This window comes from Sphingomonas sp. BL-S-25 (genome assembly GCF_055521555.1).
Genome location: NZ_CM145486.1, coordinates 2,142,526 through 2,167,591 on the forward strand (window position 1 = coordinate 2,142,526; position 25,066 = coordinate 2,167,591).

Genomic DNA, 25,066 nt, shown 5'->3' on the forward strand with positions numbered 1-25,066 from the left:
TTCCCTAGCGAAAACGGTCCCGAATCCTCCGAAGAGGACATATTTGCCGGCGAGATCGAGCCGCGCGCCGTGGTCCGTGTCAGACCCGCTCGGCGGAACTGACGCAGTCGGCGGCACGCAGCGCGGCGAGCAGTCTCATCAGATGCGCCGCGTTGCGGACCTCGACGTCGATCGTGTTCGTGTGGAAGGTCGTGTCGCGGCTGTCCATCTTCAGCCCCAGGATGTTCGCCTTTTGCTGGCCAATCAGCGTGGCGACCGCACCCAGCGCGCCTGGCTCGTTCTTCAGCGTGACCGCGATCTCGGCGACGCCGCCTTCGGCCTTGTCGCCCCAGGTCAGGTCGACCCAGTCCTGATCGTCGGTATCCGCCAGTCCGGGGCAATCGATCCGGTGCACCTCGATCGGCTGGCCCGCGCGGCGCACGCCGACGATCCGGTCGCCGGGCACCGGTGCGCAATCCTCGGACAGGGTGAAGGCGACGCCGGGAGTCAGCCCCTTGATGTCGATCGCATGCGCCTGGGGCGGCGGCTCGCCGGTATCGAGCCCGTCGGTCGATCCCGGCATGATCGCTTCCATGACCTGGGCGTCGGTCAGCTTGCGCCGCGCGATCGCTTCCATCAGCGCCGCCTCGTCGCTCAGCTTCAACCGCTTCAGCGCGTCGCGCATCGCCGATTCGCCGGCCCGGATCGGGAGGCGCGAGACGATCTCGTCATAGAGTTTGTGGCCCAGCGCGATCGTCTCCTCGCGCTCCTTCAGGCGGATGTGACGCCGGATCGCCGCGCGCGCCTTGCCGGTGATGGCGAAGTTCAGCCAGTTGGCCTGGGGCTGCTGCGCCTTGGACCGCAGGATCTGGACCTGGTCGCCCTGCTCGATCTCGGTGCGCAGCGGCACGACGCGGCCGTTCACCTTCGCGCCGACGGCCTGGTCGCCGATATTGGAATGGACCGCATAGGCGAAATCGATCGGCGTCGATCCCTTGGGCAGCTGGATCAGCTCGCCCTGGGGGGTGAAGGCGAAGATGCGGTCCTGGTACATCGCCATGCGCGTATGCTCGAGCAGCTCCTCCGCGCTCTCGGCATGTTCCAGGATCTCGACCAGGTCGCGGATCCAGCTGACCTGGGTGTCGGGCCGGACATTGTCCTGCTTGTACGCCCAGTGGGCGGCCAGGCCGAATTCGGCCTGGGCGTGCATCGCCTGGGTGCGGATCTGGATCTCGACCCTGGTGTCGCCGGCATGCATGATCGTGGTGTGCAGCGACCGATAGCCGTTGCGCTTGGGCGTCGAGATATAATCCTTGAACCGCCCCGGGACCATCGGCCAGCGGCGATGGATGATGCCCAGGGTGCGATAGCATTCCTCCTCCGACCCGACGATCGCGCGGAACGCCATGATGTCGCTCAGCTGTTCGAGGCTCACATGGCGCTCGGACATCTTCTTCCAGATGGAATAGGGATGTTTCTCTCGGCCGGTGACCTCGGACTCGACCCCGCCGCGCGACAGCAGCAGCTTCAACCCGGAGGAGATCTTCGCGATCCGGTCCTCGCCCTCGACCTTGAAGCTGTCGAGCCGCTTGGTGATCGATTCATAGGCTTCGGGTTCGAGTTCGCGAAAGGCGAGCGTCTGCATTTCCTTCATGAACTCGTACATGCCGATCCGCTCGGCGAGCGGGGCATAGATGTCCATCGTCTCGCGGGCGATCCGGCGGCGCTTCTCCTCATTCTTGATGAAATGGAGCGTGCGCATATTGTGGAGCCGGTCCGCCAGCTTCACCAGCAGGACGCGAATGTCGTCCGACATCGCCAGCAGGAACTTGCGCAGATTCTCGGCGGCGCGCTCGCTCTCGCTCTGCGCCTCGATCTTCGACAGCTTGGTCACGCCGTCGACCATCCGCGCGACATTCTCGCCGAACAGCCGCTTGATCTCCTCCGGCGTGGCGACCGTATCCTCGATCGTGTCGTGCAGGATCGCGGTCGCGATCGTCTCGTCGTCGAGATGCAGGTCGGTCAGGATGCCGGCCACCTCGATCGGATGGCTGAAATAGGGGTCGCCCGACGCGCGCTTCTGCGTGCCATGGGCATTAACCGAAAACACATAGGCGCGGTTGAGCAGGGCCTCATCGGCCTCGGGATCGTAGCTCAGGACCCGATCGACCAGTTCATATTGACGCAGCACAGCCCCTAGATGGCGTGCATGTGCGCTGCTTTGCAATAAATTCGTGTCATTTTACGGTGATGCTGTGCGCTTTACGCAACACGGGCCCGCGCTCCGGTGCGGAGGGCGGGCCCGGTTGGGCAGTCGAACGCAGTCGCGCTTACTTGGCGCGGGCGTTGCACTTTTCCAGCGACGCGGCGTCGAACGCCTCGCCCTTGACGGCGAAGGACGACAGCTTGCCGACTTCGCGCGCAACCAGCTCGCACATGATCGCATCGCGCGCTGTCGCCTTGGGCGCGGTGCAGGTCGCGTCGGTGCAGCGCCAAATCGTGCTGCGCGTCACGACGCTCGACTTGGCGGGTGCCGCCTCGGCGGTGGCGGTGTAATAGGCGCCGCCCGGCGTCTGGGCGATGCCGGCTGCAGGGGTGAGCGCCAGCGTTGCTGCGGCGGCTGCCGCAACGGCAAGGAAACGGGTCATGAATGCCTCCTGGGGAATTTCAGATGCAACCGCGTTGCGGCCCAATAGCTAACTGACCTAAATGTAAGTTGCAAGCAGAAACTATTGCTGCAATGCAACGAGTTATGCCGTTTCCGTCCCGGATCGAAATGGGTTAGGATCGATCATGGCGTTTACCGGACTGCGCGAAGATCTGGCTGCCGAGTGCAGCCTGCCCGCCGCTCTCGAGGCAATGGGGGAGCGTTGGTCTTTCCTGATCCTTCGCGCATCCTTCAATGGACTGCGTCATTTCGAGGAATATCAGTCGACGCTGGGCATCGCCCGCAACATCCTGGCCAACCGTCTGGCACGTCTGGTCGGCCATGGCATCCTTCAACGGGTGCCCTGTCCGGATGACCGCCGGAAGATCGAATATCGCCTGACCGACAAGGGCTATGCGCTGCTCCCGACCATGGTTGCACTGCGGCAATGGGGCGAGCAATGGGAGACCGGTGTCCCCGCCAGCCCGATCCTGGTCGACCAGCGCGACATGAAGCCGATCCGTGCCGTGAAGGTGCTGGCGCATGACGGGCGCGAGCTTGAAAAGACCGATCTGTGCTGGGCACTGCCCGAGGATGTTGTCTGGGACGCGGAGGCAAAGGCCGCGGAGTGAAGCGACGCTTCGCTGAATGAAGCGCGTGACGGGGGAGCGATGACAATGACTGGCACGGCCGCGGCGCCGCGGCAGGACGCCCGCCCTCGCCGGTCGGCTTGGTGGACCTGGCTTCGCCGGATCCTCATCGCTTTCGCGCTGCTCCTGATCCTCGCTGCCATCGCGCTTGCGACCTGGGAACCACTGCTCGCCGAACGCATGACGCCGCCGCCGGCGCACGCCTATGATGTCGAGATCGTACGCGACGATTTCGGCGTTCCCCATATCTTCGGCGGGACCGATCCCGATGTCGCCTATGGCATCGCCTATGCCCATGCCGAGGATGATTTCGTCACCCTGCAGGAGGTGCTGGCGATGACCCGCGGGCGGCTGGGCGCGATCAGCGGCGCGGACGGTGCGAAGACCGATTATGTCGTCCACCTGCTCGACGCACGCGCGACCGTCGCCCGCGACTATGCGGCCCAACCGGCGGATGTCCGCGCGCTGCTCGACGGCTATGCCTCGGGACTCAACCGTTATGCGGAGAAGCATCCGGACGAGATCCGGTTGGCCAGGCTCTTCCCGGTCAACGGACAGGATATCGCCACCGGTTTCGTCGTGCGATCGCCCTTCTTCTTCGGGCTCGACGCGGTGCTGGGATCGATCTCGGGCGACAAGCCGCTGCCGGTCGAGCGCGCCGGGCCGCTCGACGCGCCCAACGTCACGCCGCTCGGTGCCGAACCGGGGCAGGCGGGGTCGAACGCCTTTCTCGTCGCGCCCCGCCGCTCGTCCGATGGCGCCACGCGGCTCGTCTCCAACTCGCACCAGCCCTGGCGTGGCGGTGCCGCCTGGTACGAACTGGTCGTCCATTCGAAGACGGGATGGGATTTCGCCGGCGCCACCTTCCCCGGTGCGCCCTATCCGCTGCTGGGTCACAACCGCACGCTGGGCTGGACCAACACGGTCAACCGACCCGACCTGATCGACGCATACCGGCTGGTGCTGAACCCGGCGCGCGACGCCTATCGCTATGATGGCCAATGGCGGCCGATCGAGAAGCGTACGGTGTGGCTGCCGGTAAAGCTGTGGGGCCCGTTCACCCTTCCGGTGCCGCGCAGTGTCGAGCGGGCAGTGCAGGGGCCGGTGATGCGCAATGCCTCGGGCGCCTATGCGATCCGCTATGGCGGGGCCGACCAGTTGCGCATGGTCGAGCAATATTATCGCCTGATCAGGGCGCGCGACTTCGCCGAATGGCAAAGGGCGATGGCGATCCAGGGGGTGCCCGGCACCAATTTCATCTATGCCGACCGCGCCGGCAACATCGCCTATTTCTACAACGCCGCCTTCCCGAACCGAAAGCCCGGCTTCGACTATGCCGGGCTGCTCCCCGGCGACACGTCGCGCGCCTATGCGCCGGGGACGGTTCCCTGGTCGATCGTCCCGCGCAACATCAATCCCGGCTCGGGCTTCCTGATGAACGCCAACAACTCGCCCTATCAGGCGGCGGGGCAGGGGTTCGAAATCCCGGCGCAGCCGCCGTTGCTCGGTGTCGAGACCGACACGACCAATCGCGGCACCCGTGCACTCGAATTGCTGGGTGCCACTCCGTCGATCGGCGAGGCGGAGCTGGAGCGGATCAAATATGACAGCGGCGTCGCGCGCGACAGCTATCTCGGCCGCTGGTATCGCGACCTGCTGGCGGTCGACCCCAAGGGAGATCCGCTGCTGCGCCGGGCGCACGACCTGCTGGCGCGCTGGGACTGGAATTACGACGGCAAGGGGCCGGCCGACAGCCTGGCCTATTCGATCCTGCGCGTGCCCAATCGCTGGCATTATGAGCGACAGCCAAGGCCCGATCGACGCACCGTGCTGGCGGAGGCGGCGGGCTATCTCCAGCGTCATTTCGGCCGGCTCGACCTGCCGCTGGGCGAGTTCATCCGCCTGCGGCAGGGCAAGGTCGACCTGCCGCTGGACGGCGGACCCGACGCGCTTCGTGCCGCGACCAGCTATGACGAATTGCCCGATGGCCGGCTGGCGATCCGTCACGGCGACAGCTTCATCATGTTCGTTACCTGGGACCGCGATGGGCGGGTCAGTTCACGCTCGATCCAGCCCTTCGGCGCGGCGACGACCCGGCCGGAGTCGAACCATTATACCGATCAGGCGCGGATGTTCGTCGAGCATCGGCTGAAGCCCGTCCGGTTCGATCCGGCGCAGCTGCGCGGACATGTCGAGCGGCGCTACCGCCCCTGATCCCGCGCAGGCGGGGGTTACCTGGCGCCCGCCGGCTTCTTCGCCCGCGGCTGACCGGGGGCGAAGCGGTCGCCATATTCATTGCCCTCGTACCAGCGCGGCGCATCCTTGCCGTCGGCGATCTCGCGCGCGATCAGATAGTTGATCTTCGCGAACTTGGCGCCTGCCTGCCAGTTGAATGGCAGCGTCACCTGGTCGCTGACCTTGTGATAATGGGTCGACAGGAACGACTTGAACGCGTCCTTCCCGCCATTGGCCCAGCCGGTGACCAGGAACACCGACGGCACCCCCGCCTGGACGAAGCTGTAATGGTCCGAGCGGACGAACAGATTCTCCTCGGGCATCGGATCGGGCGACAGCTTGACCCCCATCTTGGCGCCGGCGCGCTCGACGATCGGGCCCAGGGTCGAATGTTCGGCGCCGAATGCGACGACATCGGTGAAGTCATAGAGCAGGACCGGCATGTCCAGATTGACGTCCGCGACGACCTTGCCCGACCCGACGACCGGATAGCGGGCGAGATATTCGGAGCCCAGCAGCCCCTTCTCCTCCGCGGTCAGCGCGACGAACAGCAGCGACCGCTTCGGCCGCTTGCCGCTTTCAGAAAAGGCGCGCGCGACCTCCAGCATCGTCGCGACACCCGCGGCATTGTCCATCGCGCCATTATAGATCTTGTCGGGGCCCGGCAGCGACGGGTCGACGCCTTCATGGTCGAGATGCGCCGACAGCACGACATATTCCGCGGCCAGCTTCGGATCGGATCCCGGCAGGATCGCCATGACGTTGGGGCTGCGGATGGTGCGCACCTTGCTGGTCCGTTCTGTGACCACCTTTGCCGGCAGCGCGAACCCTTTGGGCCGCTGGCCCGCCGCGGCTGCCGCGAAGATCTGCTCGGCGCTTTGCGGCGCTCCGGCGAACAGTTCGGTGGCCACTGTCGGCTTCACGTAGCTGTTGATCGCGATTCCGGCGTCGGCTCCGCCCGGCGCGCCATTGGGGCCTAGCCAGCGCATCTGCGGCGACATCATATAGTGGGCGATCTCGCTCCACGAGATACGGTTCATGTCCGATGGCGACAGGAGGTAGATCACGCCGGTCGCCCCGCGCGCGCCCGCATTCCTGTCCTTGTCCTCGGCTTCCGCCGCCTGTGCTGCCGCACCCTTCAGACCGGCGGGCCGCCCGAGCAGGACCGCGACGAATTTCCCCCTCACGTCCAGCCCGGCATAATCGGTGGCCAATCCATAGCCTGCGAAGACCACGCCGCCCTCCAGCCGCTGCGCGGTCGTGCCATAGCGCGGCGAGGCGCCGATGATCGCGTCCTCGCCATTGGCAAAGCGCTTCGTGCCGACGGTAAGCGATGCCGGCGCCGCCGGGTCGAGCGAATATTCGGAAAGCGGCACCTGTTGGTACCAGCTGCCATTCGGCCCCGCCGGCCTCAACCCCAACGCTTCGAAGCGGGTGGCGACGTAGCGCGCAGCAATGTCATAGCCGCGGGTGCCCGCATCGCGTCCCTCCAGCAGATCGTCGGCCAGGAAGGTGACGTGCGCCTTGACCGCTTCGGCCGAGAAGGTCGGTTCGCCGGCCGGGGGCGCGACCTGCGCCAGCGCGGGCGAGGCGAGGCCGAGCGAAACGGCGGCAAGAAACGGACGAATGCGCATCTGGTGAGGGTTCCCGGTCAGGCGTGATATCCAGACGCTAATCCAATGCCCGCGCCACATAAAGGGCCGCTCGCATCCGCATACTGTTTCGGTTGCAGCCGACTGGTCGCGCGTTATGCTCGGCTCATCCACCATCCGGTGACACGAGGTTCCATCATGAAATCCTTCCTGACCTATTGCGGTGCCGCGTCCTGCGCGCTTGCCGTCGGCGCTTCGCCCGCGGTCGCGCAGCAGGCGACCGCGTCGCGCCCCGCCGCCCCCGCCGCCAAGCCCGCTCCGGTGTCCGAAATCGCCAAGGCGATCGACATCCCCTATGAGGAATTCAAGCTCCAGAACGGCCTGCGGGTGATCGTCCATACCGACCGCAAGGCGCCGGTCGTGGCCGTCTCGGTCTGGTATGATGTCGGCTCGAAGCACGAGCCCAAGGGCAAGACCGGTTTCGCCCATCTGTTCGAACATCTGATGTTCAATGGCTCGGAAAATGCGCCGGGCGATTTCTTCAAGCCGCTGCGCGATGTCGGCGCAACCGACTTCAATGGCACCACCCATTTCGACCGCACCAATTATTTCGAGACAGTCCCGGCGCCGGCACTCGAGCGGGCATTGTATCTGGAAAGCGACCGGATGGGCTATCTGCTCGGCGCGATCGACCAGGGCGTGCTCGACGAGCAGCGCGGCGTCGTCCAGAACGAGAAGCGTCAGGGCGACAATCAGCCCTATGGCCTCGCCTTCTACAGCCTGCTCAAGGGCGTCTTCCCCGGCGAGCAGCCCTATAGCCATTCGCCGATCGGCTCGATGGCCGACCTCGACGCCGCCAGCCTCGAGGATGTGAAGAACTGGTTCCGCAGCCATTATGGCCCGAACAATTCGGTGCTGGTGCTGGCCGGCGACATCGACGCCAAGACCGCCCGCCCGCTGGTCGAGAAATATTTCGGCCGGATCAATGCGGGTCCCGAGAGCCATCTGCCCAAGATCGCCGTCCAATCGCTGACCGCGCCCAAGGCCGAGGTGATGAAGGACCGCGTCGCCACCACGCGCATCTATCGCGCCTGGCCGATGCCAGGCCTCAACGATCCGGACTCGGTGCCGCTCGATGTGTTCGGCGGCGTCCTGGGCGGGCTGTCCTCGTCGCGGCTCGACAATGCGCTGGTCCGCAAGGAGAAGCTGGCGGTCAGCGTCAGCACCAGCTCGATGGCCTTCTCGCAGGGCGGCGTCTTCCTGATGGTGGTCGATGTCGCACCGGGCGTCGATCCGGCACTTGCCGGCCGCCGCGCCGACGAGATCATGGCGGACCTGCTCAAGAATGGTCCGACCGCCGACGAAGTGACCCGCGTCGCGACCAACAGCATTTCGGGCCGCCTCTCGGGCCTGGAATCGGTCGGCGGGTTCGGGGGCAAGGCGGTAACGCTTGCCTCGGGCGCGCTCTATTCGAACGATCCGGCCTTCTACAAGAAGCAGCTTCAGCGCCTCGCAACGGTAACCCCGGCGGAGGTGCGCGACGCCAGCACGCGCTGGCTGGCCAAGCCCGCTTACTCGCTGACGATCGAGCCGGGCGCGCGCGAAGGCTATGAGGAAGCCAAGGCGCCGGTCGCCAAGACCGCTGCCGCAGCGCCCGCAGCCGCCGGTGCCGCGCAGGCCGCCCCGGTCGCGCGCAGCGAGGAGCCGATGAACACCCGCGCCGAGAAGATGCCTGAGGTCGGCACGATCGGCGATCTCGACTTCCCGAAGATCGAGCGGGCGAAGCTCTCCAATGGCGTCGAGCTGGTCTATGCCCAGCGCACCGCCGTGCCGATCACCCAGGTCGTGATGAGCTTCGATGCCGGCCAGGTCGCCGACCCGGCGGACAAGCTCGGCCTGCAATCGCTTGCCCTGTCGGTAATGGACGAAGGGACCACCAGCCTCGATTCGATCCAGATCGCCGAGGCGAAGGAGCGGCTGGGGGCTCGGATCGGTACCGGCAACTCGGCCGACCGCACCTATGTTTCGTTGTTCACACCCAGCCCGAATCTGGGCGGCTCGCTCGACCTGCTGGCCGATGTCGTCCAGCGCCCGGCCTTCGCACCGGCAGAGATCGAGCGGGTGCGCGGCCAGCTGCTTGCCGGCATCCAGCAGGAACTGGCCAGCCCGCAGGGCATGGCGCAGCGCAAGGTTCCGGCGGTGCTCTACGGCAATTCGCCCTATGCCAAGCTGGCGGCGGGCAGCGGCGATCCCGCAGCGGTCAAGACGCTGACCCGCGCCGACCTGACCGGCTTCCACCAGGCGTGGATCCGTCCGGACAAGGCCAAGATCTTCATCGTCTCGGACCGCCCGCTGGCCGAAGTCCGCTCGGCGCTGGAGTCGCGCTTCGGCAAATGGGTCGGCACCGGCACGGCGGGCGTGAAGGCGTTCGACGCGGCACCGGTCCAGGCGGCGCCGAAGATCGTGCTGCTCGACCGGCCCCAGTCGCCCCAGTCGATCATTGTCGGCGGCCAGGTCACCGCGCTGCCGCCGACCGGCGACCTGCTCAACGTGCTGACGTCAAACGAGGTGCTGGGTTCGGGCTTCCTGTCGCGGATCAATATGAACCTGCGCGAGGACAAGCACTGGTCCTATGGCGTGCGCGGCGGTTTCAACCGGCTCGAACATGCCGTGCCTTATGTGATCTCGGCCCCCGTTCAGGCGGACAAGACCGGTGCGTCGATCCAGGAGCTGCGCAAGGACGTGCGCGAGTTCCTGACCAGCAAGGGCATCACCCAGGTCGAGTTCGACCGGACGATCAACGGCGAGACGCGCGAGCTTCCGGGCACGTTCGAAACCTCGACCGCTGTGCTCGGCGCGATGCAGAGCAACGACTTGTACAAGCGGCCGGACGATTATTACGACACGATCGCCGCCCGCTACCGTGCGATGAAGATCGCCGATCTCGATAGCGCAGCGCGCGGGGCACTGGATCCCGACAAGTTCGTTTGGGTCGTGGTCGGCGATGCGGCGGTGGTAAAGCCGCAGCTCGACTCGCTCGGGCTCCCGATCGAGGTCGTGCCGGCCCCGGCGTCGGCTCCCGCACCTGCTGCCAAGCCGGCGGCCAATTGAGAATCTGAAGGAGAGAAGAACATGGCGAATGTGGATGGCAGCTGGGATACGCTGGTGAAGTCGCCCCTGGGCGACCAGAAGGCGACGTTGAACATCACCAGCAACGGCGACACCTTCAACGGCACCTATTCGGGTGCGATGGGCAATGCCGAGGTCAAGGACGGCAAGGTCAATGGCGACACGCTGACCTGGAAGCTCGACATCAGCGTGCCGATGCCGATGACCCTCGATGCCGAGGCGACCGTCGATGGCGATTCGATGACCGGCACCGTGACCGCGGGAGCGTTCGGCGCCTTCCCGCTGACCGGAACCCGCGTCGGCTGAATCAGCGGACATCTAACGAAAAGGGCCCGCTTTCCTGGCGAAAGCGGGCCCTTTTTCATTCGGCGCGGGAGGCGGTCAGCGCCGCAATCGGGTGACGTGCCCCATCTTGCGCCCGGGTCGCGATTCGCGCTTGCCGTACAGGTGCAGATGCGCACCGGGCTCGGCGAGGAATTCGGGCCAGCGATCGACATCGGCGCCGATCAGATTCTCCATTTCCGCCTTCTTAGCGGTCAATTCGGTCGAGCCCAGGGGCAGGCCGCAGATCGCGCGGATATGGTTCTCGAACTGCGACGTCTCGGCGCCCTCGATCGTCCAGTGGCCGCTGTTATGGACCCGGGGCGCCATTTCGTTGAACACCGGGCCGTCGGCGGTCGCGAAGAACTCCAGCGTCAATACGCCGACATAGTCGGTTGCGTGTGCAACCTTTTTTGCCAGCTCGAACGCCTCTTCAGCCTGCTCGGCGATCTCGCGCGGTGCCGGAACGCGCGACAGGTCGAGGATGCCGTCCTTGTGCAAGTTCCACGGCGCTGCCCAGGTCGCAACCTCGCCGTCCGGGCCGCGCGCGATCAGGATCGAGAATTCGTGGCTGAACTCGACAAAGCCCTCGAGGATCGACGGCGCGCCCTTCACCGCCTCCCAGGCCTCGGCTGCCTGGTCGGCGGTGGTCAGGCGGACCTGGCCCTTGCCGTCATAGCCCATCGACACCGTCTTCAGGATCGACGGCGTGCCGATCTCGGCGATCGCAGCCTCGAGTTCGGCGAGGCTGTTCACCGCCGCGAATGGCGCGGTGCGGCCGCCCAGCCCGCGGACGAAATTCTTCTCGCTGGTGCGGACCTGCGCGATCTCCAGCGCCTTGACGCCGGGGCGGATCGGAACCCGGTCCGCGATCGCCGCCAGCGTGGCGAGCGGGACATTCTCGAACTCATAGGTCACGACATCGCAAGTCCGGGCAAAGGCGATCAGCTCGTCCTGCTCGAGATAGCCCGCGCGGGTAAAGGCCGAGGCGATATCGTTCGCCGGCCCACTCTCGGGGGCGAAGACATGGATTCGATAGCCGAGCTGCGCCGCGGCGACGCCCAGCATCCGGCCGAGCTGGCCGCCGCCCAGGATACCGATCGTCGCGCCGGGAGGGATCGTGGTCATTCGGGGTCCACCGCCACGCCGTCGGTCTGCTTCGCGCGCCACGCCTGGAGCCGCCCGGACAGCTCGGCATCGCCGGTCGCGAGGATCGCGGCGGCCAGCAGCCCGGCATTGGCGGCGCCAGCCTTGCCGATCGCCAGCGTGCCGACCGGGATGCCGGCCGGCATCTGGACGATCGAGAGCAGGCTATCCATGCCCTTCAGCGCCTTGGACTCGACCGGAACGCCCAGCACCGGCAGGTGCGTCATCGACGCGGCCATGCCGGGCAGGTGCGCCGCACCGCCCGCGCCGGCGATGATGACCTTCAGCCCGCGCTCGGCGGCCGAGGCGGCATAATCATAGAGCCGCTGCGGCGTGCGGTGCGCCGAGACGACCCTGGTCTCGTGCGCCACGCCCAGCTCGGCGAGGCGATCGGCGGCGTGGCGCATCGTCTCCCAATCGGACGTGCTGCCCATGATGATGCCGACAACCGGGTTCGTCATTCCTGTTCCCCTGACGGAAACGCCGTCCCTAGAAGGCGACGGCATGTCCTTCAACCATCGTCGCCGCGCTCAGCGCTCGCTCAGATAATAGCGGTCGGTGGCGTTGAGATCGGCGTCGAGCTCATAGACGATCGGCTGGCCGGTCGGAATCTCCAGGCTGGCGATCTCGTCGTCCGAGATGCCCGAGAGATGCTTGACCAGCGCGCGCAGCGAATTGCCATGGGCGGAGATCAGCACCCGCTTGCCGGACTTCAGCTCGGGCGCAATCCGCTCTTCCCAATAGGGCAGCACGCGCTCGATCGTGTTCTTCAGGCTCTCGGTCTGCGGGATCGGCACGCCGCGATAGCGCAGGTCCTTGGCCAGATCCCACGGCGAACCTTCCTCGGGCAGGGGCGGCGGGATGTCGAAGCTGCGGCGCCAGATCTTGACCTGATCATCGCCATGCTTGGCTGCGGTCTCCGCCTTGTCGAGGCCGGTAAGGCCGCCATAATGGCGCTCGTTGAGCTTCCAGCTCTTCTCGGTCGGCAGCCACAGCCGGCCCATCGCCTCCAGCGCGAGGTTAAGCGTCTTGATCGCCCGCGACTGGAAGCTGGTGAAGGTCAGGTCGAAATCGAACCCCTTCTCGCGCAGCATCTCGCCCGCGGCCCAGGCTTCGCTCACGCCCTGCTCGGTCAGGTCGACGTCCCACCAGCCGGTGAAACGATTTTCGAGGTTCCAGGCCGACTGGCCATGGCGGATCAGGACGAGCGTGGGCATGCGGATCTCCTTGTCGCGGTCCTCTTAGCCGGGCCGCGCCGGAGCGCAACCGCCAGCGCCGACAGGAATCCTTGTGACATGCGAAGCGGCCGCCGGTCGGATGGCTGGCGGCCGCATGCACGTCGCGATCCGGATCAGACCTCGTGGATGAACCCCGCCAGCGTGTCGAGGCAGGCATGGGCCAGCGTCTTGCAGCGCGCCGGCGACCAGGCGAATTCGGGATCGGCGTTGGCCTGGTGATCCTTGAACGGCATTTCCAGCGTCATCGACACCGCGCCGAAGCGTTCGGCGAGTTGGTTGGTCGACATGGCGAGATTGGCGGTGCCGGGGGCCGACTTGTCATAGCCGAGCTCCAGCTGGAAGTCGGGCGTGGCCGCGGCGAGGCGGCGGCCGAATTCGTAGAATTTCTCGCCGAATGCGTCGGTCCAGCTGGGAATGCCCTCATAACCGGCCAGGAAGTTGGCCGGGATCGCCTCGTCGCCGTGAATGTCCATCGCGAAGTCGACGCCGGTCTCGTCCATCCGGTTGCGGACCAGCAGGACCTCGGGGCTCTGCTCCATGGTCGGCGTGTGCCATTCGCGGTTGAGGTTGATGCCCGCGGCGTTGGTCCGCAGATGGCCGCGGCGCGACCCGTCCGGATTCATGTTGGGGATCAGGTGGAAGGTCGCCTTGGCGCGCAGCGCCTGCGCCGTCGCGTCACCGGCGTCGGTCAGCTTTTCCAGCGCGCCTTCCATCCACCATTCGGCCATCGATTCGCCGGGATGCTGGCGGGCATAGAGCCATACCTGCTTCGGGCCTTCGCCGACCGAAAGATAGTCGATCGGCTGACCGTCGAGCGTCTGGCCGAGTTCGCGGTGGCTGACGCCGGGCTGCAGCGCGATGCGGCTGACCAGGTCATGGTGCCGCTCCATCGAATAGGGAGCGAAATAGGCGAACCAGACCAGGCCGCTGTCGATCTTCTGGGTGAAGGTCAGGATGCCGTCGGCATAATCTCCCGTCTCGGTTACGCGCCACGCCTCGCGGTCGGCACTCCACCGCGCCTTGTAGCCTGGCCAGCCGAACGCATAGGCGGCGGCGGCCGCGTTCAGGATGCGGAAGGTCAGCGTTCGCCCCTTCGCGCCGGCGACGCGGAAGTGGAACCATTGATAGAAGTCGGACTGATGGTCCTTGACGATCTCGAGGTCGACGCGGTCGCCCTCGATACCGATCAGGCGGATGTTGCCGCTGTCGAACGCGGCATTGATCTGGATGCTCATTTCACCGTGATAGTGATGCCGCTTTCGCCGGGGAAGCCCTTGAACAGGGCACCGGCCAGCCGCTGCGCGGTCGCACCAGGCTGGGTCGTGGGGGCATTGCCCAGCGTCTCTGTCGTGGCGCGGCCTTCCCACACGACGGTGTTGTCGCTGCGCCGCTTGAGCTGGACGCGCAACTCGGTCGCGACCACCTCGTCCGCCCGGCCGCCGCCGACCGGCACGCTCACGCCCCCGCCCAGACCGACTCCGCCACCACCGCCGCCGGAGAAACCGCCGCCGCCGATGCCGATGGAAACCGGCGAACGCCGGCGGACATAGCCGCGCGAGGTGCGCAGGAACGATACCGCCGCAATATAGTCGGACGGCGCGCCGGCCACTGGCGAATAGCCCAGCCGCGATAATTCGGTGCGAACCGCATCGGCATAGGTCATGAATTCGGGGCTGACGCTGGCCGCGTTGGTCGTCATCGGCTCGATCGCCACGCTGGCCATCGCGATCGGCTGGCCCAGATGATAGCGCGTCGCCTCGACCGGGCCGAGGCTGGGTCCCGCCATGCATCCCGACAGCAGGACTGCGGTGCCAAGGGTTGCGATGCCGAGCCTCACGCGCATGATCATTCCTCTCGAACGCGGCCATTCGGACCGCCGACCGGACGCCACCGTCCATCGCGCTCCAACACGAGTCATGCCGAGTCGGTTCCGTAACGGATTTGCGGAGCCACGCACCTTGACTTCCGGGGCACCCGACTATAGGCGAGCCCCTCTTTCCGGCATTCCCAATCAATCGAGAAGCGAATCGGTCATGAAGATCGTGAATTCATTGAAGTCGCTCAAGGATCGTCACCGCGAGAACCGCGTGATCCGTCGTCGCGGCCGTATCTACGTCATCAACAAGACCAACCGTCGGTTCAAGGCCCGCCAGGGCTGATCCGGGTGGGAGCGCCGTCTGCCGTCATCTTCGATGTCGGCAACGTCCTCTATCACTGGGAACCGCGACGTCTCTTCGAGCGCCTGATCGATGATGATCGGGCGCTCGACGCGTTTCTGAACGAGGTCGTCACCAAGGAGTGGCACTTCCAGCACGACGCCGGCCGGCCTTTTGCCGAGACCAGCGCCGAGCTCATTGCGCTGTACCCGCAACATGCCGAGCTGATCGCCTTGTGGGGACCGGAGTTCAACCAGACGGTGCCGGGTCCGATCGAGGGCATGCCCGAGATCGTCGCCGATCTCGATGCGCGGGGCGTGCCGATCTTCGGCATCACCAATTTCTCGGGCGAGTTCTGGCCGCCGTTCCGCGACCGTGAGGCGGCGCTGTTCGACCGGTTCCGCGACATCGTCGTGTCTGGCGACGAGCGGCTGGTGAAGCCCGATCCGGCGATCTACGCGCTGGCGCTGAAGCGATTCGGGCTGACCGGTCCCGATGCGGTCTTCGTCGACGACAGCCTGCCCAATGTCGAGGCAGCTGCAGCGGCGGGCATCCACGCCGTCCTGTTCACCGACGCGGCGTCGTTCCGCGCGGAACTGCAGCGGCTCGGGCTGCTCTGATCCACTGCCCGGCGGGGCGGCAATGCCAAATGGACATCGCCGCCCGCCAGAGGCGGCTTATTCGCCGCCGTTATAGTTCTTCAGCTCGTCGCCGGTCAGGCTCACGACGTGAAGCACGTTGGTCGAGCCCGGCGTGCCGAAGGGAACGCCGGCGCAGACCACCACCCGGTCGCCCGCGGCGGCGATGCGGTGGCGCAGCACCATCCGCTTGGCCTTCGCGATCATCTCCTCGAACGATTCGACGTCGCGGGTGTGGACCGCATGGACGCCCCACAACAGGCCGAGCCGGCGCGCGGTCTCGATTCGCGGCGTCAGTACCACGATCGGCACCGACGGCCGCTCGCGCGCGATCCGGCGCGCGGTCGAGCCCGAGGTGGTGAAGCAGAGAATCGCCGAGGCCGAGACGGTGCTGGCGATGTTCTTCGCCGCCTCTGCCAGCGCGTCGGCAGTGGTCGGATCGGGCTTGGTTACGGTGAAGTGGACGCGGTCGCCATGCGCCGGGTCGCGCTCGACCGCATCGGCGATCGAATTCATCATCGCCACCGATTCGATCGGCCATTCGCCTGCGGCGCTTTCCGCCGACAGCATGATCGCATCCGCGCCGTCATAGACCGCGGTCGCCACGTCCGACACTTCGGCACGAGTGGGCGAGGGCGAGGTGATCATCGATTCGAGCATCTGCGTCGCGACGATCACCGGGCGGCCCATGCGGCGCGCGGTCTCGACGATGCGCTTCTGCAGCGGGGGCACCGATTGCGGCGGCAGTTCGACGCCCAGGTCGCCGCGGGCGACCATCACGCCGTCGCACTGTTCGACGATCTCGTCGAGGCGGGCGATCGCCGACGGCTTCTCGATCTTGGCGAGCAAAGCGGTCTTGCCGCCGATCAGGCGGCGCGCTTCCATCAGATCCTCGGGCCGCTGAACGAAGCTCAGCGCGATCCAGTCGACTTCCTGCTCGACCGCGAACGACAGGTCGCTGCGGTCCTTCTCGGTCAGTGCCGCCATCGGCAGCACCATGTCGGGGACGTTCAGCCCCTTGGAGTTGGACAGGGTGCCGCCCACCTCGACGATCGTCGTCATCTGGTCGGGCCCGTGGCTGATCACGCGCAGCACCATCTTGCCGTCGTCCAGCAACAGGCGGGCGCCATCCTGTGCCGCCTCGAAAATCTCGCGGTGCGGCAGCTCGACGCGGGTCGAGTCGCCCGGCGTCGGATCGCGGTCGAGCACGAACTGGTGCCCGGTGACCAAAGTCACCTTGCCCTCGGTGAACTTGCCGACGCGAAGCTTCGGCCCCTGGAGGTCGGCCAGGATCGTGCTGGGCCGGCCCAGCTTCTTTTCCAGTGCGCGGATCGCCTGGATCACCGGCACCTTCGATGCCTGGTCGCCATGGCTCATGTTGATCCGGAATGCGTCGGCGCCGGCGTCGAACAGCCGTTCGATCATCTCGGGCGACGAGCTTGCCGGACCGAGCGTTGCGAGCACGCGTACCTTGCGGGAACGCGGTTGGATCGCTTGTGTCATCGTTGTCAGGTCCTCGGCTTGTGCCTGGCTGCCTCTAGCTTCTATTGCGCTGGGATCAACCTAGGAGGTTTGCATGGCGACGCTCGAAACGCTCGACGACAAGATTGCGGCCCAGGCTTTCCGGCGGCTGGTGCGGCATTTGCGGCATCGGTCCGACGCGGAGAATATCGACCTGATGGGGCTGGCGGGCTTTTGCCGCAACTGCCTGGGCGACTGGCTGGAGGCGGTCGACCCGACGATGAGCAAGGCCGAGGCGCGCGAGATCGTCTACGGCATGCCCTATGACCAGTGGAAGGCGCTGCACCAGGGAGAGGCGACGCCCGAGCAGATCGAGCGGATGAAGGCGTCAGTCGCGAAGAACAGGCAAGAGGACGCGCTCGACGAAGCGCTGGACGAAAGCTTCCCGGCAAGCGATCCTCCCGCCATGACGGAGCCGAACCGCTGAGTCCAAGGCGGACGGGCAAATAGGGGGACAGAGGATGATCCGATCGTTGATCGCGGCTGCGGCACTGATGACGGCCGCGCCGGTTTATGCGCAGGGCACGCCGCCGGCTGCATCGAAGCTGACCTATATCCATGCCGGCACGCTGCTCGACCGGCCGGGGCAGAAACCGCGCGGCAATTCGACGATCATCGTGCGTGACGGCAGGATCGTCGAGATTCGCGACGGGTTCGTCGCGCCCGAGGGCGGGGCGACGCTGGTCGACCTCAAGAGCGCCTTCGTCCTGCCCGGGCTGATCGACATGCACGTCCATCTGTTGTCGGAGGGCGATCCGCTGCGCGAGCGGATGGAAGCGCTGACCCGCGACGATGGTGACGCGTTCATCATCGGCACGCAGAATGCGCGCCGCGACCTGGAAGCCGGGTTCACCACCGTGCGCGACCTGGGCAGCGAACCGCGCGCGATTCGCGCGCTGCGCGACGGGATCGATCGCGGCGCGATCGCCGGGCCAACCGTGATCAATGCCGGCCGGATGATCTCGGTCTCGGGCGGTCATGGCGACAGCCAGAACGGGCTGGCCGAGCCCTGGGCCGAGGCGGTCGCGGCGCATCAGATCAACACCTGCAACGGCCCCGACGACTGTCGTCGTGCGGTGCGCGCCCAGATCGGGCTGGGAGCGCTGGTGATCAAGTTCGCCGGCACCGGCGGCGTCCTGTCCAACGTGGCCGGCGGCCTGGGCAAGCAGATGACCGACGACGAGATGAAGGCCGTCGTCGACACCGCGCACAGCTTCGGGCGGCGCGTCGCGGTGCACAGCCATGCCGACGAAGGCACACGCGCCGCGGTGGAGGCAGGCGTCGATACGGTCGATCATGGCACCTTCCTGACCGATTCGACGATCGCGCTGATGAAGACGCGCGGCACCTGGCTGGTCCCGACGATGCTGGCGCCGCAGACCGCGGTCGAGGCGGCTCGTGCCGGCAAGCTGCCGCCCGCGACCATCCCCAAGGCCGAGGCGGCTGCCGCGGCGGCAAAGGACAGCCATCGCCGTGCGATCCGTGCGGGGGTGAGGATCGCGTTCGGCACCGATACCGGCGTGTCGCGCCACGGCGACAATGCCCGCGAATTCGCGCTGATGGTCGGGGCGGGGATGACGCCGATGGCGGCGATCCGCGCGGCGACGCTCGACGCCGCCGACGCGCTGGACCGCAAGGCCGAGATCGGATCGATCGAGCCCGGCAAATGGGCCGACATCATCGCCGTCACCGAAAGCCCGCTGGAGGAAGTCAGCCGGCTGGAGCGGGTCGATTTCGTGATGCGCCACGGCGTGGTGCACAAGGCCGGGGGCAAGCGCCAGGTTTTCCCGCTGGACTGAGGTTGAGCGCGTCGGGCCAATCGCCTAGACGCGCAGCCTTCCACACAGATTCGAGAGCGGGATTTCATGAGCGACAATATTTCGGCCGAGCAGCTGCGCCTTTTCATCGAGCGCATCGAGCGGCTGGAGGAAGAGAAGAAGGGCATCGCGGACGACATCAAGGACGTCTATGCCGAGGCCAAGTCGACCGGGTTCGACGTGAAGACGATGCGGTCGATCGTCCGCCTGCGGAAGATGGAAAAGCATCACCGCGACGAGGCCGAGGCGCTGCTCGAGACCTACAAGAACGCGCTCGGCCTTAGCTGAGGACACTGAATGATCCTGATCACGACCAGCCATGTCGATGGCCGCCAGGTGACGCGGTACCATGGCATCGTCACGTCCGAGGTAATCCTGGGCGCCAATATCTTCCGCGACCTGTTCGCGGGGATTCGCGATATCGTCGGCGGGCGCTCGGGCAGCTATGAAAAGCCGCTGCGCGACGCACGCCGCACCGCGCTGGACGAGCTGGAGGCGGAGGCGCGCGATCTGGGCGCCAATGGCGTGATCGGGATCGATTTCGATTATGAAGTGATCGGCAAGAACGGATCGATGCTGATGGTATCGGCATCGGGCACCGCCGTCACCATCAGCGGCGTCTGAGCCACAGCAGGATCAGGAACTTCCCATGGCAGGCCATTCCAAATTCAAGAATATCATGCATCGCAAGGGCGCGCAGGACAAGAAGCGCTCCAGCATGTTCTCCAAGCTCAGCCGCGAAATCACGGTCGCGGCGAAGATGGGTCTGCCCGACCCGGACATGAACCCGCGCCTGCGCGCCGCGATCAATGCGGCCAAGGCGCAGTCGATGCCCAAGGACAATATCCAGCGCTCGATCGACAAGGCGAGCAAGGGCGACGGCGAGAATTACGAAGAGATCCGCTATGAGGGCTTCGGCCCCGGCGGCGTCAGCCTGATCATCGAGGCGCTGACCGACAATCGCAACCGGACCGCGACCAATGTCCGCACCGCCGTCGCCAAGAATGGCGGCAATCTGGGCGCGTCGGGTTCGGTCAGCCACGGCTTCGATCGGATGGGCCTGATCAACTATCCCGCGACCGCCGGCGATGCCGACACGGTGTTCGAGGCGGCGCTGGAGGCCGGTGCCGAGGACGTGACTTCGTCCGAGGACGGGCACGAGATCTGGACCGCGCAGGACGCGCTGCACGAAGTCGCCAAGGCGCTCGAGCCGGTGCTGGGCGAAGCCGAGGGCGCGAAGCTCGCCTGGCGCCCGCAGACGATGGTCTCGGTCGCCGAGGGCGATGCCGCGACGCTGTTCAAGCTGATCGACGCCCTGGACGATGATGACGACGTCCAGACCGTCTGGGGCAATTACGAAGTCTCGGACGAGGTCATGGAGAAGCTGGGCTGATCCTGCTCGGTCTCGATCCGGGCCTCGGCACGACCGGCTGGGGCCTGATCCGTGCCGAGGGCAACCGGCTGAGCCACATCGCCAATGGCCGGCTGAAGACCGACAGCGCCCAGCCGCTGCCACGGCGGCTGGCGCATCTCGACGCGCAGCTGGCGGCGCTGATCGTCGATCGCGCGCCCGACGGCGCCGCGGTCGAGGAAGTCTTCGTCAATTCGAACCCGCAATCGACGCTGAAGCTGGGCCAGGCGCGGGGCGTGGTGATCTGCGCCGCGGCGCGGGCGGGCATCAATGTCGGCGAATATGCCCCGTCGGTCGTCAAGAAGGCGGTGGTCGGGGTCGGCAATGCCGACAAGGCGCAGGTCCATGCGATGATCGCGCGGCTGCTGCCGGGGGCGAAGATCGACGGTGCGGACGCCGCCGATGCGCTCGCGGTAGCGATCTGTCACGCGCATCATGTGGCGAGTGCGCGGCGAGGGGTGCTCTAGGGTTGGTGATGGTGTTGCAGTGCGCTCGGTTCTTCCGCCACTCCCGAAGCCAAAGGGATGACGCCGGAACAAAACGGGGCTAACCCCTCCGCATGATCGCGCATCTTCACGGTAAGCTCGCCACCACCGGTATCGATTCCGCAGTGATCGACGTGAACGGCGTCGGCTATCTGTTCGGGGCATCGGCGCGGACGCTGACCTCGCTGGGGCAGCCGGGCGATGTGGTGACCGTGCATACCGAGATGCTGGTCAGCGAGGATTCGATCCGGCTGATGGGTTTCGCCACCGCCGATGAGCGCGACTGGTTCCGGTTGCTGACCAGCGTCCAGGGGGTCGGCGCGAAGGTCGCGCTGGCGATCCTGTCGATCCTGCCGCCCGAGGATGTCCAGAAGGCGATCGGGCGCGGCGACCATGCGATGATCGCGCGCGCCAATGGCGTCGGGCCGAAGCTGGCGCAGCGCATCGCCAATGAATTGAAGGACAAGGCCGGCGGGCTGGCCGCGGGCGGGATCGGCATCACCGCGGCCGCCCCGGCAGGCGGCGCGACGAAGGATGCGGTGTCGGCGCTGCTCAACTTGGGGTTCAAGCCCGCCGAAGCGTCGAACGCGGTCGGCGCGGCCAGCGACGAGCTGGGGCCGGGCGCGACGCTCGACGCGCTGGTCCGGCTGGCGCTGCGCAAGGCTGCCAAGTGACGCGCGGACCGGCATGCCCGGCCCCTCGACATCGGTGGCGGCGAACAGGTAGGGAACGGCGCAATGACGCAGGACCCGACCGCATGATCCGCCCGAACTCGGGAGCCGCCGCGCGATGAGCGAGGGCGAGCGCATCCTGGCGCCCGAGCGGCGCGGCGACGATATCGACGCGGCGCTGCGCCCCAAGCTGCTCGACGAGTTCGTCGGGCAAAAGGCGGCGCGCGAGAATCTGCGCGTGTTCATCGATGCGGCGCGCGGGCGCGGCGAGGCGCTGGACCATGTGCTGTTCTTCGGGCCGCCGGGCCTGGGCAAGACCACGCTCGCGCAGATCATGGCGCGAGAGATGGGCGTTGGATTTCGCGCGACCTCCGGCCCGGTGATCGCCAAGTCGGGCGACCTGGCGGCGCTGCTGACCAATCTCGAGGATGGCGACGTGCTGTTCATCGACGAGATCCACCGGCTGGCGCCGCAGGTCGAGGAAGTCCTGTACCCGGCGATGGAGGACCGCGCGCTCGACCTGATGATCGGCGAGGGACCCTCGGCGCGGTCGGTGCGGATCGACCTGCCGCGCTTCACCCTCGTCGGCGCGACGACGCGCCAAGGGCTGCTGACCCAGCCGCTGCGCGACCGGTTCGGCATCCCGATCCGGCTGAATTTCTACACCGTCGACGAATTGCAGCGGGTGGTGACGCGAGCGGCCGGGCTGCTTGGGCTGGCGATCGCGCCCGATGGCGCGGAAGAGATTGCGCGGCGCTCGCGGGGGACGCCGCGCATCGCCGGGCGGTTGCTGCGCCGCGTGCGCGACTTTGCCAATGTGCTGGGCGAGGCGGTGGTCCATGCCCGGGTCGCCGACCAGGCGCTGACCCGGCTCGAGGTCGATTCGCTCGGGCTGGACGCGATGGACCGGCGCTACCTCACCATGATCGCCGATATCTACAAGGGCGGGCCGGTCGGGGTGGAGACGCTCGCCGCCGGCCTGTCCGAGCCGCGCGACACGATCGAGGAAGTGATCGAGCCCTATCTGATCCAGCTCGGGCTGGTGGCACGCACTGCGCGCGGCCGCTGCCTGAACGGCGCTGCGTGGAAGCATCTGGGCATCGAACCGCCCCAAGGTGCGCAGGACGGGCTGTTCGACTGAAGCGGCGCGGCGCTCAGCCGAGCAGCGTGGCGAAATAGACGGCGCCAGCGGTGATGAGACCCAAGATGCCGGCGATGAGGAAGCCGAGCAGCGCCGAGAGCCACGAGCCCTGGCCGCGCCTCTGAAAGGTCGAACGCGGCGCGGGCTTGGCGTTGGCGACCTCCAGCGAGCCCACCAGCCAGCCGGTCAGCGCGGTCATGCCGAGCGTGATCGCACCGCCGACCGGGGTGTGGAGTGCGACGACTACCGGCAGGATCAGTCCGATCGGTGCCGCCATCGCCAGGGCCGCCATCAGCTTGCTCTGTTCGATCTCGGCCTTGTCGACCGGTGCGACCGCGATCAGATCGGGCGTGTCCTCTGCAGCAACCGTCAGCCACGCCAGGCTGGCGACGAGCTGGCCCGCGACCAGCACATTGGCGAAGGCAAGGCTGGGCGCGAGCAGCCCGATCTCGCCACCAGCATTGCCGGCGATGAAGAAGAACGGCGCCAGATAGATCAGGCGCATCAGCACCTGAAACAGCAGCGCCGGGTCGCGTGCGAGCAGCCGCCATTCCTTGGCAAAGGTCGCGGCGAACAGCGACGTGCGGAAATGTCCGGCAATCGCCGTCCGTGCCGCGCGTGTGCGCCCGCCGAGCCGCATCCGTCCGGCCTGATACCCGACGAGGAACCAGCGCTGCATCGCCCAGGCGGTAAGCGCGAAGACGGCAATGCCGATGCCGAGGATCAATGCGAGCGCCAGCGGATCGCCCAGCGCCGCCCGGCCGGGCAGGGTGGCGGGGCCGTGCTGCAGAAAGTCCATCTGCGCCAGCCGGTCGAAGAAGGACAGCGGGTCGCGGTCCGCACCTCGCGCCATGTCGCGGCCGGGGCCGCTATAGAATTGGGTGGCGACGAACACGCTGCCGCCGGCGAGCGCCGCTACGATCTGGCCGACGGTGCGCGCCGCGCGCGGGCCCGAGACACGCGCCAGCGCCAGCGTCAGGCCCAGGCCGACGCATCCGCCGACCAGCGCCAGCGCGACGATCAGCAGCGCCGCGCCCAGCAGTCCGGGGTGGCCGAGCAGCGCGATGGGCAGCAGGATCGGCAGGATCAGCACGGCATAGGTCATCAGCACCGCAGCGACGATGCCCGACAATTTGGCGGCGACGACGATGCGCGGCGGCATCGGTGCCGAGAAGAGCAGGTCGAGATCGCCCGCCTCGTACAGGGTGCGCTGGCTGCCCAGCATGCCCTGGGTGATCATGAAGGCGAGCATCGCCGCGCCGGTGACGAAGAAGATTGCGTTCGAAAGCGGACCGCCGGGGATCGGAACCCCGCGCAGGGCGAGGCCGGCGGCGAGTCCGACAAGGATCCAGAAGATCATCAGCGCGATCGACAGGCCCTGCTGCCAGCCGGTCGGACGCGACGCCCAGGCAGTGCGCAGCTCGGCCAGGGTCAGCCAGGCGAAGCCACCCGGCGCCAGGCGCCGCATCGCCCAGGCGATCATTCGTCCGCGCCGGCGCTGCTGGTCAGGCGGATGAACGCATCCTCCAGCGTCATGTCGTCCGACCCGGCCTGGGCGCGCAGTGTCTCCAGCGTGCCCTCGGCCAGCAGGCGGCCATCGGCGATGATCCCGATCCGGTCGGCCAGCCGCTCGGCGACCTCGAGGATATGGGTGGTGACGATGACGGTCTTGCCCTGATCGACCGCGGCGCGCAGCGCGTCCTTGACCGACCGGGCCATGGCCGCGTCGAGGCCCGTCAGCGGTTCGTCGAGGATCAGCAGCCGCGGATCGTGGATCAGCGCGCCGGCCAGCGCGACCTTCTGCTTCATGCCGCGCGAAAAGCCTTCGCAGCGTGTGTCGCGCACTTCCCACAATTCGAGCCAGCGCAGCAGCCGCTCGGCCTCCGGCGCGGCGCGGTCCGCGGGGATGCGCCACAGACCGGCGACGAAGCCGAGATATTCCGACGGTGTCAGCTTGTCATAGATCATCGGATCGTCGGGCAGCCAGGCGGTGATCGCCTTGGCCGCCAGCGGATCGCGCCGCGCATCGATGCCGTAGATCTCGATTACGCCACGGTCCGGCTGGGTCAGGCCGACCGCCATGCGTAGCGTGGTCGTCTTGCCCGCGCCATTGGGGCCGAGCAGCGCATAGAGCTGGCCGGCCTCGACCGTCAGGTCCAGGTCGCGAATGACGGGGTGGTCGAACGTCTTGGACAGGTGCGACAGGCGCAGGGCGGGTTGGGTCATCGCTGCCAGCCTAGCGCAGTCGCTGCGCGCGTCCAGACGGCACGCGGGGTTCCCCGACCGGAG

General features: G+C 67.0%; 25 protein-coding genes. 14 read left to right on the top strand and 11 right to left on the bottom strand.

The genetic code is table 11. The annotated features are described in order from the left end of the window. Positions 1-79 precede the first annotated feature (79 nt). Positions 80-2,170: a RelA/SpoT family protein gene (locus ACZ1H8_RS10350; RefSeq protein ID WP_465181207.1), complete on the bottom strand. Its 2,091-nt coding sequence runs from the start codon at positions 2,168-2,170 to the stop codon at positions 80-82. Between the two features lie 139 nt (positions 2,171-2,309). Next, positions 2,310-2,627, bottom strand: a complete 318-nt coding sequence (locus ACZ1H8_RS10355) for a CC_3452 family protein (RefSeq protein ID WP_465181208.1) — start codon at positions 2,625-2,627, stop codon at positions 2,310-2,312. A gap of 145 nt (positions 2,628-2,772) precedes the next feature. Here ACZ1H8_RS10355 and ACZ1H8_RS10360 point away from each other — a divergent pair, with 145 nt between their 5' ends. Together ACZ1H8_RS10360 and ACZ1H8_RS10365 are read left to right on the top strand one after the other, a co-directional pair. Further along, the gene (locus ACZ1H8_RS10360) at positions 2,773-3,258 is read left to right on the top strand and encodes a winged helix-turn-helix transcriptional regulator (protein ID WP_110153583.1); all 486 of its coding nucleotides are present in this window, start codon (positions 2,773-2,775) and stop codon (positions 3,256-3,258) included. 45 nt (positions 3,259-3,303) lie between these two features. Then, positions 3,304-5,490, top strand: coding sequence for a penicillin acylase family protein (locus tag ACZ1H8_RS10365; RefSeq protein WP_465181209.1), 2,187 nt, complete (start codon positions 3,304-3,306; stop codon positions 5,488-5,490). A gap of 17 nt (positions 5,491-5,507) precedes the next feature. Here ACZ1H8_RS10365 and ACZ1H8_RS10370 read toward each other — a convergent pair whose 3' ends face one another. Next, entirely contained in the window at positions 5,508-7,145 is a 1,638-nt protein-coding gene (locus tag ACZ1H8_RS10370; protein WP_465181210.1) for a M20/M25/M40 family metallo-hydrolase, read from the bottom strand. A gap of 156 nt (positions 7,146-7,301) precedes the next feature. Here ACZ1H8_RS10370 and ACZ1H8_RS10375 point away from each other — a divergent pair, with 156 nt between their 5' ends. Next, positions 7,302-10,214, top strand: coding sequence for a M16 family metallopeptidase (locus ACZ1H8_RS10375; RefSeq protein WP_465181211.1), 2,913 nt, complete (start codon positions 7,302-7,304; stop codon positions 10,212-10,214). 21 nt (positions 10,215-10,235) lie between these two features. After that, entirely contained in the window at positions 10,236-10,538 is a 303-nt protein-coding gene (locus tag ACZ1H8_RS10380; protein ID WP_110153586.1) for a hypothetical protein, read from the top strand. Positions 10,539-10,613: 75 nt separating this feature from the next. On the opposite strand, the gene ACZ1H8_RS10385 is transcribed toward ACZ1H8_RS10380, so the two are convergent. From ACZ1H8_RS10385 to ACZ1H8_RS10405, 5 genes are all read right to left on the bottom strand, one after another. After that, positions 10,614-11,681: a 5-(carboxyamino)imidazole ribonucleotide synthase gene (locus ACZ1H8_RS10385; protein WP_465181212.1), complete on the bottom strand. Its 1,068-nt coding sequence runs from the start codon at positions 11,679-11,681 to the stop codon at positions 10,614-10,616. Continuing rightward, positions 11,678-12,160 carry a 5-(carboxyamino)imidazole ribonucleotide mutase gene (gene purE / locus ACZ1H8_RS10390; protein ID WP_465181213.1) on the bottom strand — a complete coding sequence of 161 codons (483 nt, stop codon included), beginning with the start codon at positions 12,158-12,160 and terminating at the stop codon, positions 11,678-11,680. The genes ACZ1H8_RS10385 and purE overlap by 4 nt, the downstream gene beginning before the upstream one ends. A 69-nt stretch (positions 12,161-12,229) precedes the next feature. After that, complete coding sequence (gpmA, locus tag ACZ1H8_RS10395) at positions 12,230-12,916, bottom strand: 2,3-diphosphoglycerate-dependent phosphoglycerate mutase (RefSeq protein ID WP_465181214.1); 687 nt, start codon at positions 12,914-12,916, stop codon at positions 12,230-12,232. Between the two features lie 134 nt (positions 12,917-13,050). Next, a complete protein-coding gene (locus ACZ1H8_RS10400) occupies positions 13,051-14,172 on the bottom strand; it encodes a M14 family metallopeptidase (protein WP_465181215.1) in 1,122 nt (373 codons plus the stop codon). Beyond that, the gene (locus ACZ1H8_RS10405) at positions 14,169-14,780 is read right to left on the bottom strand and encodes a DUF4136 domain-containing protein (RefSeq protein ID WP_465181216.1); all 612 of its coding nucleotides are present in this window, start codon (positions 14,778-14,780) and stop codon (positions 14,169-14,171) included. The genes ACZ1H8_RS10400 and ACZ1H8_RS10405 overlap by 4 nt, the downstream gene beginning before the upstream one ends. Positions 14,781-14,970: 190 nt before the next feature. On the opposite strand from ACZ1H8_RS10405, the gene ykgO reads away from it, so the two are divergent. Continuing rightward, entirely contained in the window at positions 14,971-15,096 is a 126-nt protein-coding gene (ykgO, locus tag ACZ1H8_RS10410) for a type B 50S ribosomal protein L36 (protein ID WP_110153591.1), read from the top strand. 5 nt (positions 15,097-15,101) lie between these two features. Then, entirely contained in the window at positions 15,102-15,713 is a 612-nt protein-coding gene (locus ACZ1H8_RS10415) for an HAD family hydrolase (protein ID WP_465181217.1), read from the top strand. A gap of 57 nt (positions 15,714-15,770) precedes the next feature. Here the strand turns inward: ACZ1H8_RS10415 and pyk are convergent, their stop codons facing one another. Beyond that, on the bottom strand, positions 15,771-17,234 hold the full coding sequence (gene pyk, locus ACZ1H8_RS10420; protein WP_465181218.1) for a pyruvate kinase: 1,464 nt from the start codon (positions 17,232-17,234) through the stop codon (positions 15,771-15,773). 73 nt (positions 17,235-17,307) lie between these two features. Here pyk and ACZ1H8_RS10425 point away from each other — a divergent pair, with 73 nt between their 5' ends. The 8 genes from ACZ1H8_RS10425 (at position 17,308) to ruvB (ending at position 22,777) form a co-directional block, all read left to right on the top strand. Then, positions 17,308-17,679 carry a DUF1244 domain-containing protein gene (locus tag ACZ1H8_RS10425; protein WP_465181219.1) on the top strand — a complete coding sequence of 124 codons (372 nt, stop codon included), beginning with the start codon at positions 17,308-17,310 and terminating at the stop codon, positions 17,677-17,679. A gap of 34 nt (positions 17,680-17,713) precedes the next feature. After that, on the top strand, positions 17,714-19,051 hold the full coding sequence (locus ACZ1H8_RS10430) for a metal-dependent hydrolase family protein (RefSeq protein ID WP_465181220.1): 1,338 nt from the start codon (positions 17,714-17,716) through the stop codon (positions 19,049-19,051). A gap of 66 nt (positions 19,052-19,117) precedes the next feature. Then, positions 19,118-19,357 carry a DUF2312 domain-containing protein gene (locus ACZ1H8_RS10435; RefSeq protein ID WP_346246251.1) on the top strand — a complete coding sequence of 80 codons (240 nt, stop codon included), beginning with the start codon at positions 19,118-19,120 and terminating at the stop codon, positions 19,355-19,357. A gap of 9 nt (positions 19,358-19,366) precedes the next feature. Beyond that, positions 19,367-19,693, top strand: a complete 327-nt coding sequence (locus ACZ1H8_RS10440) for a heavy metal-binding domain-containing protein (RefSeq protein WP_465181221.1) — start codon at positions 19,367-19,369, stop codon at positions 19,691-19,693. Between the two features lie 25 nt (positions 19,694-19,718). After that, positions 19,719-20,462, top strand: coding sequence for a YebC/PmpR family DNA-binding transcriptional regulator (locus tag ACZ1H8_RS10445; RefSeq protein WP_465181222.1), 744 nt, complete (start codon positions 19,719-19,721; stop codon positions 20,460-20,462). Continuing rightward, the gene (gene ruvC, locus ACZ1H8_RS10450; protein WP_465181379.1) at positions 20,459-20,947 is read left to right on the top strand and encodes a crossover junction endodeoxyribonuclease RuvC; all 489 of its coding nucleotides are present in this window, start codon (positions 20,459-20,461) and stop codon (positions 20,945-20,947) included. Before ACZ1H8_RS10445 ends, ruvC begins: the two co-directional genes overlap by 4 nt. A gap of 92 nt (positions 20,948-21,039) precedes the next feature. Beyond that, a complete protein-coding gene (gene ruvA, locus ACZ1H8_RS10455) occupies positions 21,040-21,639 on the top strand; it encodes a Holliday junction branch migration protein RuvA (RefSeq protein WP_465181223.1) in 600 nt (199 codons plus the stop codon). Between the two features lie 115 nt (positions 21,640-21,754). Next, entirely contained in the window at positions 21,755-22,777 is a 1,023-nt protein-coding gene (gene ruvB, locus ACZ1H8_RS10460; protein WP_110153601.1) for a Holliday junction branch migration DNA helicase RuvB, read from the top strand. 13 nt (positions 22,778-22,790) lie between these two features. Here ruvB and ACZ1H8_RS10465 read toward each other — a convergent pair whose 3' ends face one another. After that, the gene (locus ACZ1H8_RS10465; RefSeq protein ID WP_465181224.1) at positions 22,791-24,260 is read right to left on the bottom strand and encodes a hypothetical protein; all 1,470 of its coding nucleotides are present in this window, start codon (positions 24,258-24,260) and stop codon (positions 22,791-22,793) included. Next, a complete protein-coding gene (locus ACZ1H8_RS10470; protein WP_465181225.1) occupies positions 24,257-25,003 on the bottom strand; it encodes an ABC transporter ATP-binding protein in 747 nt (248 codons plus the stop codon). The genes ACZ1H8_RS10465 and ACZ1H8_RS10470 overlap by 4 nt, the downstream gene beginning before the upstream one ends. Between the last annotated feature and the right edge of the window lie 63 nt (positions 25,004-25,066).

Bases quoted from the DNA above. Each gene is read 5' to 3' on its own strand.
- ACZ1H8_RS10355 (WP_465181208.1), bottom strand. From the start codon at position 2,627: ATGACCCGTTTCCTTGCCGTTGCGGCAGCCGCCGCAGCAACGCTGGCG.
- ACZ1H8_RS10360 (WP_110153583.1), top strand. From the start codon at position 2,773: ATGGCGTTTACCGGACTGCGCGAAGATCTGGCTGCCGAGTGCAGCCTG.
- ACZ1H8_RS10365 (WP_465181209.1), top strand. From the start codon at position 3,304: ATGACTGGCACGGCCGCGGCGCCGCGGCAGGACGCCCGCCCTCGCCGG.
- ACZ1H8_RS10370 (WP_465181210.1), bottom strand. From the start codon at position 7,145: ATGCGCATTCGTCCGTTTCTTGCCGCCGTTTCGCTCGGCCTCGCCTCG.
- ACZ1H8_RS10375 (WP_465181211.1), top strand. From the start codon at position 7,302: ATGAAATCCTTCCTGACCTATTGCGGTGCCGCGTCCTGCGCGCTTGCC.
- ACZ1H8_RS10380 (WP_110153586.1), top strand. From the start codon at position 10,236: ATGGCGAATGTGGATGGCAGCTGGGATACGCTGGTGAAGTCGCCCCTG.
- ACZ1H8_RS10385 (WP_465181212.1), bottom strand. From the start codon at position 11,681: ATGACCACGATCCCTCCCGGCGCGACGATCGGTATCCTGGGCGGCGGC.
- purE (WP_465181213.1), bottom strand. From the start codon at position 12,160: ATGACGAACCCGGTTGTCGGCATCATCATGGGCAGCACGTCCGATTGG.
- gpmA (WP_465181214.1), bottom strand. From the start codon at position 12,916: ATGCCCACGCTCGTCCTGATCCGCCATGGCCAGTCGGCCTGGAACCTC.
- ACZ1H8_RS10400 (WP_465181215.1), bottom strand. From the start codon at position 14,172: ATGAGCATCCAGATCAATGCCGCGTTCGACAGCGGCAACATCCGCCTG.
- ACZ1H8_RS10405 (WP_465181216.1), bottom strand. From the start codon at position 14,780: ATGCGCGTGAGGCTCGGCATCGCAACCCTTGGCACCGCAGTCCTGCTG.
- ykgO (WP_110153591.1), top strand. From the start codon at position 14,971: ATGAAGATCGTGAATTCATTGAAGTCGCTCAAGGATCGTCACCGCGAG.
- pyk (WP_465181218.1), bottom strand. From the start codon at position 17,234: ATGACACAAGCGATCCAACCGCGTTCCCGCAAGGTACGCGTGCTCGCA.
- ACZ1H8_RS10425 (WP_465181219.1), top strand. From the start codon at position 17,308: ATGGCGACGCTCGAAACGCTCGACGACAAGATTGCGGCCCAGGCTTTC.
- ACZ1H8_RS10430 (WP_465181220.1), top strand. From the start codon at position 17,714: ATGATCCGATCGTTGATCGCGGCTGCGGCACTGATGACGGCCGCGCCG.
- ACZ1H8_RS10435 (WP_346246251.1), top strand. From the start codon at position 19,118: ATGAGCGACAATATTTCGGCCGAGCAGCTGCGCCTTTTCATCGAGCGC.
- ACZ1H8_RS10440 (WP_465181221.1), top strand. From the start codon at position 19,367: ATGATCCTGATCACGACCAGCCATGTCGATGGCCGCCAGGTGACGCGG.
- ACZ1H8_RS10445 (WP_465181222.1), top strand. From the start codon at position 19,719: ATGGCAGGCCATTCCAAATTCAAGAATATCATGCATCGCAAGGGCGCG.
- ruvA (WP_465181223.1), top strand. From the start codon at position 21,040: ATGATCGCGCATCTTCACGGTAAGCTCGCCACCACCGGTATCGATTCC.
- ruvB (WP_110153601.1), top strand. From the start codon at position 21,755: ATGAGCGAGGGCGAGCGCATCCTGGCGCCCGAGCGGCGCGGCGACGAT.
- ACZ1H8_RS10465 (WP_465181224.1), bottom strand. From the start codon at position 24,260: ATGATCGCCTGGGCGATGCGGCGCCTGGCGCCGGGTGGCTTCGCCTGG.
- ACZ1H8_RS10470 (WP_465181225.1), bottom strand. From the start codon at position 25,003: ATGACCCAACCCGCCCTGCGCCTGTCGCACCTGTCCAAGACGTTCGAC.